The sequence below is a fragment of the Pseudarthrobacter sp. CCNWLW217 genome (genome assembly GCF_037203985.1).
In the GTDB taxonomy this organism is placed as follows: domain Bacteria; phylum Actinomycetota; class Actinomycetes; order Actinomycetales; family Micrococcaceae; genus Arthrobacter.
In genome coordinates this window covers 307,459-324,614 of record NZ_JBBCBT010000002.1, presented here as the reverse complement: position 1 = coordinate 324,614, position 17,156 = coordinate 307,459, and the positions used below count along the sequence as shown (strand labels likewise).

Below are 17,156 nucleotides of genomic sequence, written 5' to 3'. Positions count from 1 at the left end.
CACCTGCACGAGGGCGGGTGGCGGCGAGGATGACCAGCGGATTCCCGTACTTGGTCCACTGAGTGACGGGTGGCATCCGCGCCACCGCCACTGGCTAGGTCAAGTACCCTGAGTAGGTGAACTTTCTTGCGATCAGCGACCTCGCCGTGCCCATGCTGGGAGGTGCAGGACCGGTCCAGCCGCAGCTGGCATCATTCCTGCCCGACTGGCTGAACCCCCAAGTCTTCCTGGCCGACCCTGCACTGGCTCCTTGGGTGGTGCTGCTCGTCTGCGGCATCGTCTTCGCCGAGACAGGCCTGCTGGTGGGCTTCTTCCTGCCCGGCGATTCGATGCTGTTCACGGCCGGCCTGCTGGTGGCCACCGACACCATCAAGTTCAATGTCTGGCTGCTGGCACTGCTGATCACCGTCTCAGCCATCATCGGCAACCAGACCGGCTACCTGATCGGTTCCAAGGCCGGTCCTGCCATCTTCAACAAACCAAATTCCCGCCTTTTCAAGCGTGAAAACGTGGAGAACGCCCACGCATTCTTCGAAAAGCACGGCGGCAAGGCGCTCATCCTGGCGCGCTTCGTTCCAATCATCCGGACCTTCGTTCCGGTCATCGTGGGCGTGGCCCAGATGGACAAGAAGAAATTCTTCCTCTTCAACGTGATCGGCGCTGTTCTCTGGGGCAGCGGCGTCACCCTCCTGGGCTACCTGCTGGGCGACAGGGTCCCGTGGGTCAGGGACAACCTGGACATCATCTTCATCGCAATCGTGCTGGTCTCCGTGATCCCGATCGGCATCGAAGTACTCCGCGGCATCTCGGCCAAGCGCCAGGCAGCCGTCTTCGGAACGGATGCGGTGGACGAATTCATCGAAGAGCACGCCCCCGCTGAAGAGCGCAAGACCAACCTGGACTAGGTCCTGAAGAGCACCGCAGGCACAACGCCTGCACAAAGGAAGGGAGCCCTGCTTATGCAGGGCTCCCTTCCTTTGTCTCTTCGATCCGGTGTCATCAGAGACCGCGCTACGTCCGGGCGAGGGCCTCAACGATGGCGGGCAGCAGGGCCCGGAAGGCCTTGCCCCGGTGGCTGATCGCGTTCTTCTCCTCCGGGGACAGTTCCGCGCAGCTGCGGTCCTCGCCGAGCGGCTGCAGGACGGGGTCGTAGCCAAAACCGCCCACACCCCGGGGCTCGCGCAGCAGGATCCCCTCAAGCTGCCCGTATTCCACCGTTTCGTGGGCCGTGCCGCCCGGCGCAGGCACGGCGAGCGCCGCGGCGCAGACGAAGGCCGCACCCCTGTGCCCGTCCGGGACGTCGGAGAGCTGGTCCAGCAAGAGCCGCAGGTTGGCGGCGTCATCACCGTGCCGGCCGGCCCAGCGTGCAGAAAAGATGCCAGGGGCCCCGCCAAGGACGTCCACAGCCAGCCCTGAATCGTCGGCGATCGCCACCAGGCCGGTTGCCTCGGCCACGGCACGGGCCTTGAGCAGCGAATTCTCGGCAAACGTCACGCCTGTTTCGACGACGTCCGGCGCACCGGCCGTCGCGGCATCCACTACCTGGGTGTCGACGTCGAGCCCTGGAACCTTGCCGCGCAGGAGCTCACGCAGCTCGCGGAGCTTGCCCGCGTTGTGGGTGGCGAGGACGAGCCGGGGCACGGTGCCGTCCAATCCAGCGCTATCCAATCCAGCGCTGTCCAATCCGGCGCTATCCGGAAGGCCGCCGCCTGGTGCTGCCGGGTTCACAGGGCATCCGCGAGGGTTTCGCGCTGGATCGCCGCCAACTGGGTTGTGCCCAGGAGGGCAAGATCGAGCAGCTGGTTCAGCTCGTCACGGTCGAAAGGGGCCCCTTCCGCGGTGCCCTGGACTTCCACGAACTTCCCTGACCCGGTGACCACAACATTCATGTCAGTCTCGGCCCGGACATCCTCGACGTAGGGCAGGTCAAGCATGGGTACGCCGTCGATAATGCCCACCGAGACTGCGGCGATGGTGTCGATCAGGGGCTGGGCGTTCTTGGCGATCAGCTTGTTGTCGCGGGCGAAGCGGATGGCGTCGGCCAGGGCCACGTAGGCTCCCGTGATGGCCGCGGTCCGGGTTCCGCCGTCGGCCTGCAGGACGTCGCAGTCCAGCACAATCGTGTTCTCGCCCAAAGCTTTGGTATCGATGATGGAGCGCAGCGAACGGCCGATCAGCCGGGAGATCTCGTGCGTCCGCCCGCCGATCTTGCCTTTGACCGACTCGCGGTCCGAACGGGTGTTCGTGGCGCGGGGCAGCATGGCGTATTCGGCGGTAACCCAGCCCCTGCCCTCGCCCTTGAGCCAGCGCGGAACGCCAGCCGTCAACGAAGCCGTGCACAGGACCCGCGTGTTGCCGAACTCGATCAGGGCCGAACCCTCTGCCTGCTTGGACCACCCGCGCGTGATGCTGATGGGGCGGAGCTGGTCGGGCGTACGGCCATCGGCGCGCACTACGGGTACCACGGGCACTGCGGTTGCTTCTGAAGTCATACCTTTAGCTTATCGACTAGCCGCGGGCAGCCCGGCCACGGGCACCCCTTCCGCGCTCCACCCCAGGCCCGGTACCCGTACTTACCCAACGGGCACGTACTCCTAGATCGTGTAGTGCACTCCGGCCACGGCGACCGCGACGTCGCCGCCAAAGACCGGGCGGGCCTCGGCCATGACGGTAGTGGGTGAGGTCCAGACGGGGATGTGCGTGAGCAGGAGCCGGCGCGCGCCGGCAACCGCCGCCGCCTCGCCCGCGCGCTTGCCGGTCAGGTGCACGTCCTTGATGCCGTCGTCGCGGCCCTCTTCGAAGGCTGCCTCGCAAAGGAAGAGGTCAGCGTCCTTGGCCGCTTCCTCCAGGCCGGCGCAGGAATCAGTATCCCCGGAGTACGTCAGCACCCGGCTGACCAGGTTGCCTTCCTTATCCGGCTCTGTGACCTCCACCCGAAGGGCGTAAGCCTCCTCCACCGGGTGGTTCACGGCGAACGGAGTGATGGTGAATGGGCCAAGGGTTACGGACTCGCGTTCGGTCCAGTTGGTGAAGTCGAATTCCTCGTGCATGCCGGGATCCAGCTCCAGGCCATACGCAGTGGCCATGCGGTCGGCCGTTGCCGCCGGGCCCCACACAGGAATCCGGCCGCGTCCCCAGCCGCCTGGCTTCCAGCGGACCGCCACGTGCAAGCCGCACAGGTCCATGCAGTGGTCCGGGTGCAGGTGGGTCAGGAAAATCGCGTCGATGTCCTCGAGATCGGTGTAGCGCTGGATGGCGCCCAAGGCTCCGCTGCCCAGGTCCATCACGATCTTCCAGGTCCGTTCGCCGTCGTTGGCGGTAAGCAGGTAGCAGGACGCCGGCGAGCCGGGTCCCGGGAAGGAACCCGTGCAGCCAACGATGGTGAGCTTCACTGGGCAGGACCCCCGGCCCGGCCGGCATTGCCCACGAAGTTCGACAACCGCCGCTGGGGCCTGATGCTTCCGGCTCCGCTCTGCGCAGCGGCAATCATCTCAGGGGTGATCCGGGCCAGGCTGCCTGTGGGGTACTGGGCGGAAACATGGTCCACGTGCCGGACTGACAGGACCTCCGGCCCCAGGAAGCGGCGCGCGAGCGCTTCGAACTGTCCGGCATCGCCCGTGGCGATGAAGTGGTGTTCGGGCGGCGTTGCCGTGGTGCGCTGGAGGTCGTGGGTTGCCAGCGCGCGGTAGACATCCTTGGCCGTCTCCTCCGCGCTCGAGACCAGCGTGACGTCCTCGCCCATGACGTAGGAAATGACCCCGGTCAGCAGCGGGTAGTGGGTGCAGCCCAGGACAACGGTGTCAACGCCGGCGGCCTTCAGCGGTGCCAGGTACTCTTCGGCGATGGCGAGCAGCGCCGGGCCGGTGGTAATGCCTGCTTCGACGTAGCTGACGAACTCAGGGCACGCGACTGACGTGATCTCCAGGTCCGGCGCGGCGGCAAAGGTGTCCTCATAGGCTCGGGACCCAACGGTGGCGGACGTTCCGATGACGCCCACGCGTCCGCTCCGGGTGGCAGCCACTGCCCGCCGCACAGCGGGCTGGATCACTTCAATAACGGGAATCCCGTATTTGGCGGTGTACCGCTCACGGGCGTCGCGCAGGACAGCGGCCGACGCCGAATTGCAGGCAATGGTGAGCAGCTTGACGCCCGAGTCCACCAGTTCGTCCATCACGCCCAGGGCGTTTGCCCGGACTTCGGCGATGGGCAACGGCCCGTACGGCCCATGGGCGGTGTCGCCAACGTAAAGGATCGATTCGTTGGGCAGCTGGTCGATGATGGACCGCGCCACGGTCAGTCCGCCGACGCCGGAATCAAAGACGCCGATGGGCCGGGATCCCAGGTGACCGCCGGGAATGCTGCTGGCTGGGGACTCCGCCGCAGCTGCTGTCGAATCCGTGCTCGAGGCTGTTGTCATGATTATTCGAGGATAGGTCTTCCCTGTGGGTGCGGCCATCACATTGTGTCGGCCGACTCATGTCTAATTTGTCACACTGCAGGATATATCCCCGAAGCAGGAGGCTGACGCACACCGGAAAGGAGAGCCCGGACAGGACAGCATTCAGGCCCGCGTGTCCAAGGACTGGAGCATCGCCTGGACCAGCGACTCCTGCAGCCATGTGGCGAAGTTATATACGAGGGCAAGGTAGCTCTCCACGTCCTCCGCCTGGGACCAGTCCTGCATGAGGTGGACGTGCTCCGCGTCCTCCTCATCCCGGATGTCCAGCCGTTCCGCCAGCACCAGGCGGACGTCGTTCAGGGCCATCGACCAGTGTCGGGCGCCCTCAGGGGTCAGGAGAATTTCGTCTTTGTCCAGGTCCAGGGCGGCGGCCCGGAGGGCACCGATCTTGGTTTCCCGCAGTGAACGCTCGGTGAGCTGGCGGAATTCCAGGGACGCGCCGTCGTCGTTTTTCATCACGTTGGGAAGCAACCGCCGGACCGCGCGGTCGGTGGGTTCCTGGACGTCCATGTCCAGCCCGATCATCGCGGTCAGCGGATCCTGGTTGGCCCGCTCCTCCGGCTGAAGCATCGAGATGACGTCATCGATCAGGCTGCGGAGCAGTTCCCGTTCGGCAGGTTCGAGGAATCCGGTGATGCCTTTGAGTCCGTATTTGAATGCTTTAGCCACGCTTGCCTCGTCCCTGCCCGGATCCGCCCGGTTTGCCTGAATTGCCTCCCGGCCCCCCGGATGCCTTCTCCACGGTGGCCCACAGCCCGAAGCCGTGCATGGCCACGGCATGGCGTTCGACCTGTTCCTTGCTGCCGTGCGCAACAATGGACCGGCCCTTCTTGTGGACCTCCATCATGAGCTTGTTCGCCTTGGATTCGGAGTAGCCGAAGTAGCTCTGGAAAACATAGCTGACATAGCTCATCAGGTTGACGGGATCGTTCCAGATCACCAGGTTCCAGGGGATGTCCGGGGCGGTCAGGGAGTCGGTGGACGCCTCTGTCCCGGTCCGGGTGCCCTCCTGTGTATCAGGGCCGAGCGCAACGCTTAAGGTCATCTGTCCATTCTATGGGGAGGCCCCCGCCGGATGGGCCCACGCCGGCGAGGGCCCCGCGGCGAAGCGAAGCGAGACGTCGGGAGCCGGTGGGTGGGCCCACGCCGGCGAGGGCCCCGCGGCGAAGCGAAGCGAGACGTTGGGAGCCGGTGGGTGGGCCCACGCCGGCGAGGGCCCCGCGGCGAAGCGAAGCGAGACGTTGGGAGCCGGTGGGGACTAGAGTGAATTTTGTGAGTACCTCTGCCGGCTGGGACCATCCCCGCACGTCCTTTTACACAGACCACTACGAACTGACCATGCTGCAGGCGTCGCTCCATTCCGGCGCCGCGCACCGCCGGTCGGTCTTCGAGGCCTTCGCACGGCGGTTGCCCGACGGCCGCCGCTACGGGATTGTGGCGGGCACGGGCAGGCTCCTGGAAGGTCTCGCTGACTTCCGGTTCGGCGAGGCGGAACTGGATTTCCTCGGCCGGACCGGCGTGGTCAACCAGGACACGCTCGACTACCTGGCGAACTACCGCTTCTCCGGGGACATCTGGGGCTACCCGGAGGGCGAGGCCTACTTCCCCAACTCGCCCATCCTGATCGTCGAGTCAACGTTCGCCGAAGCCTGCATGCTGGAGACTTACCTGCTTTCCGTCCTGAACCACGACAGCGCCATCGCCTCCGCAGCCTCCCGCATGATCACTGCGGCCGGCAACCGGCCCTGCATCGAGATGGGGTCCCGCCGCACGCACGAGGAATCCGCAGCGGCCGCCGCACGCGCCGCCGTCATCGCCGGGTTCGACAGCACGTCCAACCTCGAGGCCGGGATCCGCTACGGCATAAAGACAGTGGGCACCGCCGCGCATTCGTTCACGCTCCTGCATGACACCGAAAGGGAGGCCTTCGAGGCGCAAATCGCCTCCCTGGGGCCGGCCACCTCGCTGCTGGTGGATACGTACGACGTCGAAGCGGCAGTCCGTGCCGCCGTCGAGCTGGCAGGGCCCCGGCTGGGTGCGGTGCGGCTGGATTCCGGCGACCTCGTCGCGCAGGCACAGTGGGTCAGGCAGCTGCTGGACGAACTTGGCAACGAGGACACCAAGATCGTGGTTACCTCGGACCTGGACGAGTTCGCCATCGCCGCACTGCAGTCCGCGCCTGTCGACTCGTATGGCGTTGGCACGTCACTGGTCACTGGCTCAGGCGCACCCACTGCCAGCATGGTCTACAAGCTCGTCAGCCGCACCGACGACGACGGCAACTTCGTCTCGGTGGCGAAGGCTGCCAAGAACAAGACCAGCATGGGCGGGCGCAAGTACGCCCTGCGGAAGCTCAATGAGCACGGAATCGCCACCCAGGAAATAGTAGGAATCGGACATCGCCCCGAGGACGACGGCAACGACCGGCCCCTGCTCCAGCAGTTCATGAAGAACGGCGAACTCCTTCCGGGCTGGACCGGGCACGAAGGCGTTCTTCGCGCCCGGCAGCGGCACGCGGACACCATGGCCGAACTTCCACCCGTGGTCAACCGGCTGCAGCGCGGCGAAGCCGCCATTCCCACCATCTACGAGGAGTACTGATGTCACGCGCCTTGATCATTGTCGACGTCCAGAACGATTTCTGTGAAGGCGGTTCACTGGCTGTGGCCGGCGGCGCTGAGATAGCCGCGGCAATCAGCGATTACGTGGACGCACATCACCTTGAGTTCGACCACATCGTCGCCACGCAGGACTGGCATATCGATCCCGGTGCCCATTTCTCCGAGGAGCCCGACTTCAAGGACAGCTGGCCGCCGCACTGCGTTGCGGGGACCAAAGGGGCAGAACTGCATCCTGACCTGGACACCGAATACATCCAGGCCTATTTCCAGAAGGGCCAATTCGCTGCAGCGTACTCGGGATTCGAAGGGCTCCTGGCGCCCGAGGACGCAGTACCCACCGGGGACCGCCAACCCGGGTCCCTCTCCGCCGGTGATCCCGAAAGCTACGCCGCAGCCGACGACGCCATCGGGCTTGATGACTGGCTCCAAAGCCATGATGTCGAGGACGTGGTGGTTGTGGGGATCGCCACGGACTACTGCGTGATGGCAACCTCCCTCGATGCGGTCCAAGCGGGCTACTCGGTAACGGTCATCCGCTCCCTCACCGCCGGAATCGCGGAAGACCTCGACGACGCCGTGGCCGAAATGGAACTCGGCGGCGTAGACGTCGCCTGATGGCAGGCCAGGCACCTGCAGGAGTGGCCCGGTGCTTTGCACCGGGTCACTCCTCTCTTTACGTCACGACAGCTCCAAACGGGCTGCTATTTCCTGCCGATAAACCAGTCCTGGAGCTTCCGCAGCCTTGACTGCAGCTGTTCCTCGTTCGCCTGGGCCACCGGGGGTCCGCCGCACACCGTCCGCAGCTTGGTGTGCACCACACCGTGCGGGGTTCCGGTCCGCGCGGACCAGGCCGCCACGTTCTTGGCCAGTTCGTTGCGCAGGTCCATGAGCATCCTGTGGTCCGGGATCGCAGGAGCGGTCGGCGCCTGTTCGGCCGCCGGTGAGCGCCGGTTCTTCCGGTTGAGCTGGTCGTGCTGGCGCTGCCGGAGCAACGTTCCCACCTGCTCGGCGTCAAGTAGCCCCGGGATGCCGAGGAAGTCCAGCTCATCCTCCGAGCCCACTTCTCCCCCGGTGCCGAACTCGCCGCCGTCGAACAGGACACGGTCAAACGAGGCCTGCGAATCGAGGGCCTCGAACTTGCCCTTGGTCAGGCTGTCCGACGCTTTGTCCTCCCGATTCGCTTCCGCCATCAGGGAATCCTCGGGATTGAACAGCCCATCGGCGTCCTCCTTCTCGGGGCGGTCAAGTGCGTGGTCGCGCTCGGCCTCCATCGAGTTTGCCAACGCCATCAGCTGCGGCACGGACGGCAGGAAGACCGATGCCGTCTCACCCCGTTTCCGGGCACGCACAAAGCGTCCCACAGCCTGGGCGAAGAACAGCGGAGTGGAGGTAGACGTTGCGTACACCCCCACTGACAACCGGGGAACGTCAACGCCTTCAGATACCATCCGGACGGCGACCATCCACCGTTTCTCGCTGGCCGTGAATTCCTCGATCTTGCTGGAGGCTTTGGCGTCGTCGGACAGGATCACAGTGGGCGACTCGCCGGTGATCCGCTTCAGCTGCCCGGCGTATGCCCTGGCGTCCTCGTGGTCGGTGGCGATGACCAGGCCGCCGGCGTCCGGGACCGTCCGGCGCACCTCGCTGAGGCGTTTGTCCGCTCCGGCAAGGACAGCCGGGATCCATTCTCCGGCCGGATTCAGCGCCGTCCGCCACGCATGGGAAGTAATATCCTTCGTGACCGCAGCCTCGCCAAGCGAAGCCGCCATCTCCTCCCCGGCGCTGGTGCGCCAGCGCATCTGGCCGGAGTACGCCATGAACATCACGGGACGGACCACGTGGTCCCGCAGGGCGTTGCCGTAGCCATAGGTGTAATCCGCTTTGGAGCGGCGGATGCCGTCCCGGTCCTGCGCGTATTCCACAAAAGGGATGGGCGACGTATCCGAACGGAACGGGGTACCCGTCAGCGATAGCCGCCGGGCAGCGGGATCGAACGCCTCGCGCAGCCCATCGCCCCAGGACAGGGCCTCGCCGCCATGGTGGATCTCATCGAGGATCACCAGGGTGCGGGCGGCCTCCGTCTTGGCCCGGTGCAGCATAGGTTTGCTGGCCACCTGGGCATAGGTGACGGCGACTCCGATGAACCCGCGGCCGTGCTGGCCATCGGAGTTCTTAAAATTGGGGTCGATGGCGATGCCTACTTTGGCAGCGGCGTCGGCCCACTGCCGTTTCAGGTGGTCGGTGGGCGCAACAATCGTGACACGGTTGACCGTCCCGGATTCGATGAGCATGGACGCCACACGCAGCGCGAAGGTGGTCTTTCCTGCCCCGGGGGTGGCTACCGCCAGGAAGTCCCGGGGGCCGGTGGTGAAGTAAAGGTCCAGGGCTTCCTGTTGCCAGGCACGGAGTTTTGGGGCGGTTCCCCAGGCTGCACGTTCCGGATAAGCCGGGGGCAGGGTGGGGCCGCCAAAGAGCGTCTCCGTCACTACTTGTTGTTGCCCGAGTCCCCTCCGGGACCCTTGCCGCCGTCGTTGCCCGGGCGGAGGCCTTCATAAACCTCTTTGCACATGGGGCATACCGGGAACTTCTGCGGATCCCGGCCCGGCGTCCACACCTTGCCGCAGAGGGCAATGACGGGCTCACCCGTCAGCGCGGATTCCATGATCTTTTCTTTGCGCACGTAATGCGAGAAGCGTTCCCGGTCACCGGGCTCAACTTCCTGGCGCAGTTCCTCGCGCTCAATAGTGGCCGTGGACGTTCCAGCCCCGGAAAGCTCGCGCATCGGGTCGTTTTCGAGAGGGTCCGTCATGCTAGTCATGGCATCCATCTTAGCCGTTCCGGGAGAGTGGCGTCCGACGGCGGGAGGACCGTTTCGCTTCTCACAGCCCCTGCGCCTATAGCCCCTGCCAGGCGGGTTTGTTGTCGTAAGTGTGCCGGTAGAAATCAGCGAGTTTCAGCGACGACGCTGCAGCCTCGTCCAGCAGGATGGTGGCATGCGGGTGGAATTGCAGGATCGAGGCCGCGCAGATGGCGGCGACAGGCCCTTCCACGAAGTCACGGACAGCCTGGGCTTTCTGCGCTCCCGTGGCGATGAGGATAACGTGCTTAGCCTCAAGGATGGTGCCCAGCCCCTGCGTCACCACGTGGTGCGGCACCTCTGCGAGGCTGTTGAAGAACCTGGCGTTGTCCCGGCGCGTCTGCTCGATCAAGCTCTTGATCCGGGTCCGGGACGCGAACGACGAGCCCGGCTCGTTAAAGCCGATGTGGCCGTCCGTGCCAACGCCCAGAAGCTGCAGGTCCACTCCCCCCATGGACCGCATCTGGTCCTCATAGGCCTCGCAGGCAGCCGGAAGGTCCTCGGCGGCACCATCCGGAGTGTGCACGTTCTCCGGGAGGATATTCACCCGGTTGGTGAACTCGCGCCTGACCACCTCGCGATAGGACTCCGGGTGCCCGGGCTCCAGGCCAACGTATTCGTCCAGCGCAAACGCGTGCGCCGCGCTGAAGTCCAGCCCGTCACGCTCGTGCCGTGCCGCCAGTTCGTCATAGACGGGAAGGGGCGAGGAGCCCGTGGCAAGCCCCAGAACCGCGGCGGGCTTTCGACGCAGCAGCGCTTCGACGGCGTCTGCTGCCAGTTTCCCGATCTGTTTGCTGCCTGGAAGGATGACAACTTCCACTCGCGGCCACCTTTCTGGAGTTCTGCGGATTCAGCGGTTAACGGTCAGCTGGGCCAGCAGTTCGGGTCCGCGGGCGTCAAGCCACTTGCCGCCCAGCCGGATCCCTGCCCCAAACAGCGCCAGCCCCAGCATCAGTCCGACGACCAGGTTCGCCCACCCGAAGACAGGGTTGCCAGTGACAAGCTGCGCGATGAACAGCCCCACCTCAGGCAGGACCAGCAGGCTCAGGACTCCCATCCCTACGAACTGCACCGCCAGGGTCTGGCCCACATTGCCAGGGGGCTTCTTGAACGGGCTGTCCCCGGGCAACGGCACGGCCACCGTGTAGCGTGCCGAGACCACGGACGACAAGCCCAGCCCGGTGAACAGGATGCCCAGGCTGAGGCCCAGCTGGGCCGGGAGTGCATCCCAGCTGCCCGTGAAGAAGCACTGGCCCACGGCGAAGATCAGCACCACCGGCAGGGCGAAGGTGAGGCAGGCGAGCGCCCTGCCGAGCCGGTCATCGGTTCCCTTCACACCGGTGGCCAGGTGCAGGGCGAAAGCCGTGTTGTCATAGGAGACATCCGCCGAGATGGACCACGCCAGCAAGAACGCGGCCAAAGGCGCTGCCAGTGCCAGGGTGGCATAGTCACCGCTTTGGCTGCCTTGGAAGACGAGCAGGATGGGCAGCAGCGGAACCACAACAAGTGAACCTGAGTAACGGGGATCGCGCAGCCAGTACGTCAACGCCCTCGCCGTGACGGCACCGGCAGGAGTGGCCGGCAGCAGGCCAAGCAAGCCAAGCTTTCCGCCTTTCCGGCTCCCGCTTCCGGCATAGGGCGGATTGACGAGGGCCCGCTCAAGCAAGAGCTTCCAGCACCAGGCGAGGCCAGCGAGTGTTGCCAGGGCGATAAGGAATTTCACCGCCGCCGAACCCGGGTTCCCGGAGGCAACGTCGCCGCCGAGTGACCAGGCAGCCCCCAGGGGCGTCCAGGACAACGTGGCCGCCAACTCCGGCAGGAAGCCCGTAGAGGCGGAGACACCCCTGCTCACGCCCGCCACGATCGGGCCCATCATGATGAGCGGGATCATAAAGACAATGGCGCTGACGTCCTTGAAGCGCCGCGACGACGCAAGGCTGGCGGTTGCCGTGGTCACCACCTTGGACAGGACAATACAGCTGAGGACGCCGACGGCGGCACCCGCCAGGGCGGCCACGGCCGGCAAAGGTCCGCGGGCCCACGTCCATACGGTAGCGAGCGCCACAAGTGCAGTGGCGAGGCCGGGAATGCCAATCAGGCCGCCAAGTGCCAGGCCGGTCAGGAGCTGCCGCATGGGGATGGCGGACGTGGTGAAGCGGGCCGGATCCAGGGTCAGGTCCGCAGCGGACGCGGCCAGGGGGATGATGGCCCATCCCACAAGGGACGCCGAGCCGCCGAGCACCACCACGGTCTGGGCCAGCTCCGGGTCCGCGCGGCGCAGCAGGACCAGCGCCACCACCAGGGCGCCCACGAGCCCCAGTGCGTACAGCCCGCCGATGGCCATGCCCACCAGCTGCCAGGGACTGCGCCGGAGGCCGTTGCGAAGCAGGGTCAGCTTCAGCCTTAGAAGGTGCGCAACCATTCCAGGCCTTCCGTGTGGTTGCGGCCGCCAACGAGCTGGACAAACCTCTCTTCCAGGGAGGCGCCGGCCCGGACCTCGTCCACCGTCCCGGCAGCGAGCAGCCGGCCCCCGGCTACCACAGCGACGTGGTCGCACATGCGCTGCACGAGGTCCATGACGTGGCTTGAGACAATCACCGTCCCGCCGGAGGCGACGTAACGGTCCAGGATGGCGCGGATGTTTGAGGCCGATACAGGATCTACTGATTCGAAAGGCTCGTCCAGCACCAGCACCCGGGGCGCATGGATCAAAGCCGAAGCAAGGGCAATTTTCTTCGTCATGCCTGCCGAGTAGTCCACCACCAGGGTGCCCGCGTCCTGGCCAAGGTCCAGGGCAGACAACAGCTCGCCCACGCGGGCGGACACCACGTCTTTCTCCATTCCGCGCAGCAGCCCGGCATAGGTGACCAGTTGCTCTCCGGTGAGCCGGTCAAAGAGGCGCACTCCGTCGGGCAGGATGCCCATCAGCTTCTTCGCTTCCAGCGGCCTGGTCCAGACGTCCACGCCATGGACCACCGCGGTGCCGAAGTCCGGCCGCAACAGGCCGGTGGCCATCGACAGGGTAGTGGTCTTCCCGGCACCGTTGGGTCCCACGATGCCAAAGAATGAGCCGGCCGGGACGTCGAGGCTGATACCGTCAACGGCGATTTTTCCGCCGAAACGCTTGGCGAGCCCGCGGATGGACAGGGCGGGAACCGGGCCGGCGTGCACCACCGGATCAGGATGCGGAGCAGTCATAAAGCCAGAGTAGCCCTACGGTCCCGTGTGGGGGGTCCTCCCGCAGGAGTAGGGACAAAGGAGTAGGGCCGCCTAAAAGGAATGCCGCGGCACGGCACGTTCATATTGCGGGGCCCAGGCCAGATCATGCCCCAGTTCGAAGGCTGCCCGGAGCCACCAATGCGGGTCCCGCAGCGCGGCCCGGGCGATGAACACACCGTCAGCCTGTCCGGTGGCGACGGCGTGCTCGGCCTGGCCGGGCGAGGTCAGCAGGCCCACGGTGCCGGTGGGTACCCGGGTTTCCCGTCGGATCCGTGCGGAGAAGCCGGTCTGGTATCCGGGACCTGGCTGGATCTGCTGGTGGGCCACCGCTCCCCCGCTGGAGACGTCGATGAGGTCAACACCGTGTTCATGGGCCTGCGCAGCCAGGCGGACGGAGGCCTCTATGTCGATGCCGCCCTCCGCCCAGTCAGTAGCGGAGATTCTCAGCAGCAGTGGCATGGACTCCGGCATGACTTTCCGGACGGCGTCGATCACGGCGAGCACGAGGCGGTTCCGCCCAGCTTCATCCCCGCCCCAGGAGTCGGTCCGCGTGTTCGTCAGCGGGCTCTGGAACTGGTGCAGGAGGTAGCCATGTGCCCCGTGCAGTTCCAGGGTGTCAAAACCGGCATCGACGGCCCGGATGGCGGCGGCAGTGAAGTCGCTGATCACCCCCTGGATCTGTTCCTCGGTCATCTCGGCGGGTTCGGCATAGCCGTCAAAGGCCGACGGCGACGGGCCTACTGTGGCCCAGCCGCCGTCGGACTCCGGCACGCTGCCGCGCTGGCCCGAAAACGGCCAGTACGTGGATGCCTTCCGCCCGGCGTGGGCCAACTGGGCGCCAATCTTCGGCTCCGCGGCGCCGTGGCGGTGCACAAAGTCCGTGATCCGTTGCCAGGCCTCGGCCTGTTCGTCGTTGTACAGTCCGGCATCCCGCGGGCTGATGCGCCCCTCGGCATTGACGGCCGCCGCCTCCGTGAGGATGAGGGCAGCGCCGCCGGCGGCGAAGGACCCCAAATGCATCAGATGCCAGTCGTTGGGGACTCCGGGGGCGCCGTCGGGTTCGCAGCTGTACTGGCACATGGGTGACACCCAGCCGCGGTGCGTCAGCTCCAGGGAGCGCAGCCTCAGCGGCCGGAACAGCGCCGACACTAAAACAGCACCCGGGCCAGGTTCTGCCTCGCCTTCGCCACGCGTTCGTCGGTGGTGCCCACAACGTCGAAAAGTTCCAGGAGGCGGACACGGGCCGTTTCCCGTTCGGGGCCGAAGTTCCTCCCGATGAAGCTGACCACGCGGTTGAGGCCGTCTTCGACGTGGCCGCCGGCAACGTCCAGGTCCGCAACGGCGAGCTGGGCGTCAAGGTTATCGGGCTCCTCGGCTGCCTGGGTCCGCAGCGCCTCGGTGTCCTGGGCGGACAGCGGCTGCAGCCTGGCCATCATTTCCACCTGAGCCAGGCCGGCCTTGGCCTCTGCGTCTGCTGGCATTTCCAGCAGCGCCTGGCGGTAGGCGGCGGCCGCTGCCTGGTAATCGCCCTCCTCGATGGCGTCGTAGGCGGCCTGGTGCAACGGGGGAAGCGGCGCGGGTTCGGCGTCCGCGGGTGCTCCATTGCCCAGGCTGCCGGTGACGCCATTGGCGGCCGCGACTTTCAGCAGTTCATCGAGCAGCGCCCTGACCTGTGCCTCGTCCGCGCCGCCCTGGAACAGCGGGACCGGCTGGCCTTTGAGCACGGCAACGGCGGTAGGAACTGCCTGCACCTGGAAGGCCTGCGCGAGCTGCGGAAAAGCATCGATGTCGGCTGTGCCCAGAACCAGGCGGCCGCCATAGCTGTTGACGACTCGTTCGAGCGTGTCCAGCATTCCGGCAGATTCCGGTGAGTAGGCGGCCCAGAGGGCGAAGACCACCGGCACCCTGGTGGAGAGCTCCACCAGGTCTTGGAAGTTTCCTTCTGTGACATTGACCCGCAGCGGTGCCGGGCCGGCCTCGGAGGTTCCGGCGGCGTCCCCGGAAAGGGGCGGATTACCCGGCGCATTGCCGGGCACGTTTCCGGGCGCATTTCCGGGACCGGGAGCCGGCGCCTGGCGTTGTTTCAGTGCGGAAAGGTCGACGGCGCCTCGCAGGTTAAGCAGGCTGGCAGCGGCTGGAGGGACTGGGCGGGAAGCTGGCGAACTCATGCTTTCCACTCTAGCCACTCCGGCCGCTGCCGGGGGTAATGCACAGCGGGCTTGTGCCCTGCTGCCTGCCTACTTGAAACTTGCTCCGACCAGTCCGCGGGTGGCGGCAACGAGCTTGATGGGGTCCGTTGAGCCGGTCGGCGGGACATAGACGGCCATGGACTCGGCAAAGTTCAGCACCATGCCGGTGGTGGTTTCCTTGCCTCCGGCGAGCGCCGCTGCGTCGTCACCGATGGTGAGCTTGTCGCCGGAAGCCTTGGGAGTGCCGTCGAACGCGAAGTTCAACCGACCCAGAACCAGGGCACCGCCGTCGGCCGTTCGGAACACCACTGTGCTTTCCGGCACGACTTTGTGGGTGAAGGAGAAGTTGCCGTTCTCACCGGACTTGACCACTTCAGCCTGGTAGGAGAGTGTGTCGGCGATGTACGGCGAGGACTCACCTTCCACCAGCTTGTCCTTGAAGCTCGAGTCAGGGGAGCTGAGGCGGTCTGCCAGGCCCGCGAGGGCCTCCTCCCCGCTGTACAGCAGGCCGGTCTTGTCGTTCGGAGCCAGGGTCTCCGTGCCACTCCTGCCGATGGACGGGAACGTGGTCCCCGGCTGCAGCGGGGTGGTTTCCACGAGCTTGTAGTTCTCCCGCGGGGACGGCTGTACCAGGGTCAGCAGCTGGGGCACCACGTTGCCGTCGCCCTGGGTCACGGCCAGGACCTGGCGCGGCCAGTCACGCTTGCTAGTGACAACGGTGGTGAGCAGCTTCGTGGAGCGAACGGGCATCCGTGCCTCGTAGGCACCCACCTGGGAGCGGATCTTGTAGTTCTGGGTCCGTACTTCCAGCTCGGTTCCCGCGACGCGATCGGCCAGCTTGCCGGCGTCCTTGGCGGCGTCGCCTGCGTCAGTGGCACTGGAGACCTGCTCCAGGATGCGGCGGAACTGCGCGTCCAGGAGGACAGGCGAGGATGGAGCGGCCCCTTCGGAGGCGGAAGCCGTGGGCTCCGATGAAGGCGCAGGAGTTGTGGTTGCGTTGGCGGCGGCGCCCGTTCCGGCTACGACGGCTGCCGTGACGGCTGCTGTGACCATGCCTGCACTCACCATGCCCAGGCGGGCCGTGGAGCGTGTCTCGGCCTTGGCGCGGGCCCGCTGGGCGAACAGGCTTCCCTGGCCGGTGCCGTCGCCGTTCCGGGTTCGTGCAGAAAGGATAGCCAACGCAATGCCGGCGAGGATCAGCAGGCCGCCGATGACCATCAGCGGAATGGCCCACGGCGTGGAGATGTCGTTCGGGAATGTCATCGACACTGTGCCCGGGGCAGCCTTTGTGCCGTCAGAGGCCAGCAGCAGCGACCATTCACCATCCGCGGGAGGGGTCCACGAGTAGTTCAGTTCGCCACTGGCGTTTTCGCTGGACACCCACAGGTCTGATCCTGCGGGGTTCGGGGCTGTGGCTTCGCCGTCGGCGTGCTCCACCTTCAGGGACTTGTTGTCTTCGGAGACCCCCGTGACGGTGTTGTGGGCGGCCTGGCCCACCCATGCGTCAACGTCGTCCGGACGGCCGGCAGCGAGGATGAAGTTGCCATCACCCTTGATGTTGATCTTTACCGTGCCGCCGTGAAGCGTGCGGAGGTTCTGGTCAATGACGGTCAACGGCGCCTCGGCGGCATCTGTGGGTACCGAGGCCGTGAAGGTCTCGGATGGAGCCCAGATGGTCTTCTGGCCGATACCGGCCAGAAGTGTCAGGAGGCCGAGCAGCACGAGTGCGACTGCAGTCTTGAAACGCAAAGGAAACACCTATCATCAGCGGGGGTTTGCTTTCAATAGTAACCGTTTTGTTACCAATAGCT

Annotated in this window: 17 protein-coding genes; 3 read left to right on the top strand and 14 right to left on the bottom strand. The window is 66.0% G+C overall.

Going from position 1 to position 17,156, the window contains the following annotated elements; genetic code table 11:
- Window positions 1-131: 131 nt before the first annotated feature.
- The gene (locus tag V9L18_RS04065) at window positions 132-905 is read left to right on the top strand and encodes a DedA family protein (protein WP_337345946.1); all 774 of its coding nucleotides are present in this window, start codon (window positions 132-134) and stop codon (window positions 903-905) included.
- Between the two features lie 106 nt (window positions 906-1,011).
- On the opposite strand, the gene rdgB is transcribed toward V9L18_RS04065, so the two are convergent.
- The 6 genes from rdgB to clpS form a co-directional block, all read right to left on the bottom strand.
- Window positions 1,012-1,641, bottom strand: coding sequence for an RdgB/HAM1 family non-canonical purine NTP pyrophosphatase (rdgB, locus tag V9L18_RS04060; protein WP_337345878.1), 630 nt, complete (start codon window positions 1,639-1,641; stop codon window positions 1,012-1,014).
- 83 nt (window positions 1,642-1,724) lie between these two features.
- The gene (gene rph / locus V9L18_RS04055) at window positions 1,725-2,492 is read right to left on the bottom strand and encodes a ribonuclease PH (RefSeq protein ID WP_337345877.1); all 768 of its coding nucleotides are present in this window, start codon (window positions 2,490-2,492) and stop codon (window positions 1,725-1,727) included.
- A 102-nt stretch (window positions 2,493-2,594) separates the two neighbouring features.
- Entirely contained in the window at window positions 2,595-3,392 is a 798-nt protein-coding gene (locus V9L18_RS04050) for an MBL fold metallo-hydrolase (protein ID WP_337345876.1), read from the bottom strand.
- Window positions 3,389-4,456 (bottom strand): glutamate racemase, encoded by a 1,068-nt coding sequence (murI, locus tag V9L18_RS04045; RefSeq protein WP_337345875.1) that lies wholly within the window; start codon window positions 4,454-4,456, stop codon window positions 3,389-3,391. The genes V9L18_RS04050 and murI overlap by 4 nt, the downstream gene beginning before the upstream one ends.
- Before the next feature lie 105 nt (window positions 4,457-4,561).
- Window positions 4,562-5,128 (bottom strand): DUF2017 domain-containing protein, encoded by a 567-nt coding sequence (locus tag V9L18_RS04040; RefSeq protein WP_337345874.1) that lies wholly within the window; start codon window positions 5,126-5,128, stop codon window positions 4,562-4,564.
- On the bottom strand, window positions 5,121-5,504 hold the full coding sequence (clpS, locus tag V9L18_RS04035; protein WP_337345873.1) for an ATP-dependent Clp protease adapter ClpS: 384 nt from the start codon (window positions 5,502-5,504) through the stop codon (window positions 5,121-5,123). The genes V9L18_RS04040 and clpS overlap by 8 nt, the downstream gene beginning before the upstream one ends.
- A 227-nt stretch (window positions 5,505-5,731) precedes the next feature.
- Here clpS and V9L18_RS04030 point away from each other — a divergent pair, with 227 nt between their 5' ends.
- Both V9L18_RS04030 and V9L18_RS04025 read left to right on the top strand, forming a co-directional pair.
- Window positions 5,732-7,060, top strand: coding sequence for a nicotinate phosphoribosyltransferase (locus V9L18_RS04030; protein WP_337345872.1), 1,329 nt, complete (start codon window positions 5,732-5,734; stop codon window positions 7,058-7,060).
- Window positions 7,060-7,695 carry an isochorismatase family protein gene (locus V9L18_RS04025; protein WP_337345871.1) on the top strand — a complete coding sequence of 212 codons (636 nt, stop codon included), beginning with the start codon at window positions 7,060-7,062 and terminating at the stop codon, window positions 7,693-7,695. The genes V9L18_RS04030 and V9L18_RS04025 overlap by 1 nt, the downstream gene beginning before the upstream one ends.
- Window positions 7,696-7,781: 86 nt before the next feature.
- Here V9L18_RS04025 and V9L18_RS04020 read toward each other — a convergent pair whose 3' ends face one another.
- From V9L18_RS04020 to V9L18_RS03985, 8 genes are all read right to left on the bottom strand, one after another.
- Complete coding sequence (locus tag V9L18_RS04020) at window positions 7,782-9,566, bottom strand: DEAD/DEAH box helicase (RefSeq protein ID WP_337345870.1); 1,785 nt, start codon at window positions 9,564-9,566, stop codon at window positions 7,782-7,784.
- Complete coding sequence (locus tag V9L18_RS04015; RefSeq protein ID WP_066292415.1) at window positions 9,566-9,907, bottom strand: DUF3039 domain-containing protein; 342 nt, start codon at window positions 9,905-9,907, stop codon at window positions 9,566-9,568. Before V9L18_RS04015 ends, V9L18_RS04020 begins: the two co-directional genes overlap by 1 nt.
- A 67-nt stretch (window positions 9,908-9,974) precedes the next feature.
- The gene (nagB, locus tag V9L18_RS04010) at window positions 9,975-10,757 is read right to left on the bottom strand and encodes a glucosamine-6-phosphate deaminase (protein WP_337345869.1); all 783 of its coding nucleotides are present in this window, start codon (window positions 10,755-10,757) and stop codon (window positions 9,975-9,977) included.
- A gap of 30 nt (window positions 10,758-10,787) precedes the next feature.
- Window positions 10,788-12,359, bottom strand: coding sequence for a transporter (locus V9L18_RS04005; protein ID WP_337345868.1), 1,572 nt, complete (start codon window positions 12,357-12,359; stop codon window positions 10,788-10,790).
- On the bottom strand, window positions 12,341-13,135 hold the full coding sequence (locus tag V9L18_RS04000) for an ABC transporter ATP-binding protein (RefSeq protein ID WP_337345867.1): 795 nt from the start codon (window positions 13,133-13,135) through the stop codon (window positions 12,341-12,343). The genes V9L18_RS04005 and V9L18_RS04000 overlap by 19 nt, the downstream gene beginning before the upstream one ends.
- Window positions 13,136-13,207: 72 nt before the next feature.
- Window positions 13,208-14,305, bottom strand: coding sequence for an NADH:flavin oxidoreductase/NADH oxidase (locus tag V9L18_RS03995; RefSeq protein WP_337345866.1), 1,098 nt, complete (start codon window positions 14,303-14,305; stop codon window positions 13,208-13,210).
- Complete coding sequence (locus V9L18_RS03990) at window positions 14,305-15,324, bottom strand: tetratricopeptide repeat protein (RefSeq protein ID WP_337345865.1); 1,020 nt, start codon at window positions 15,322-15,324, stop codon at window positions 14,305-14,307. The genes V9L18_RS03995 and V9L18_RS03990 overlap by 1 nt, the downstream gene beginning before the upstream one ends.
- A gap of 69 nt (window positions 15,325-15,393) precedes the next feature.
- Complete coding sequence (locus V9L18_RS03985) at window positions 15,394-17,094, bottom strand: hypothetical protein (RefSeq protein ID WP_337345864.1); 1,701 nt, start codon at window positions 17,092-17,094, stop codon at window positions 15,394-15,396.
- Between the last annotated feature and the right edge of the window lie 62 nt (window positions 17,095-17,156).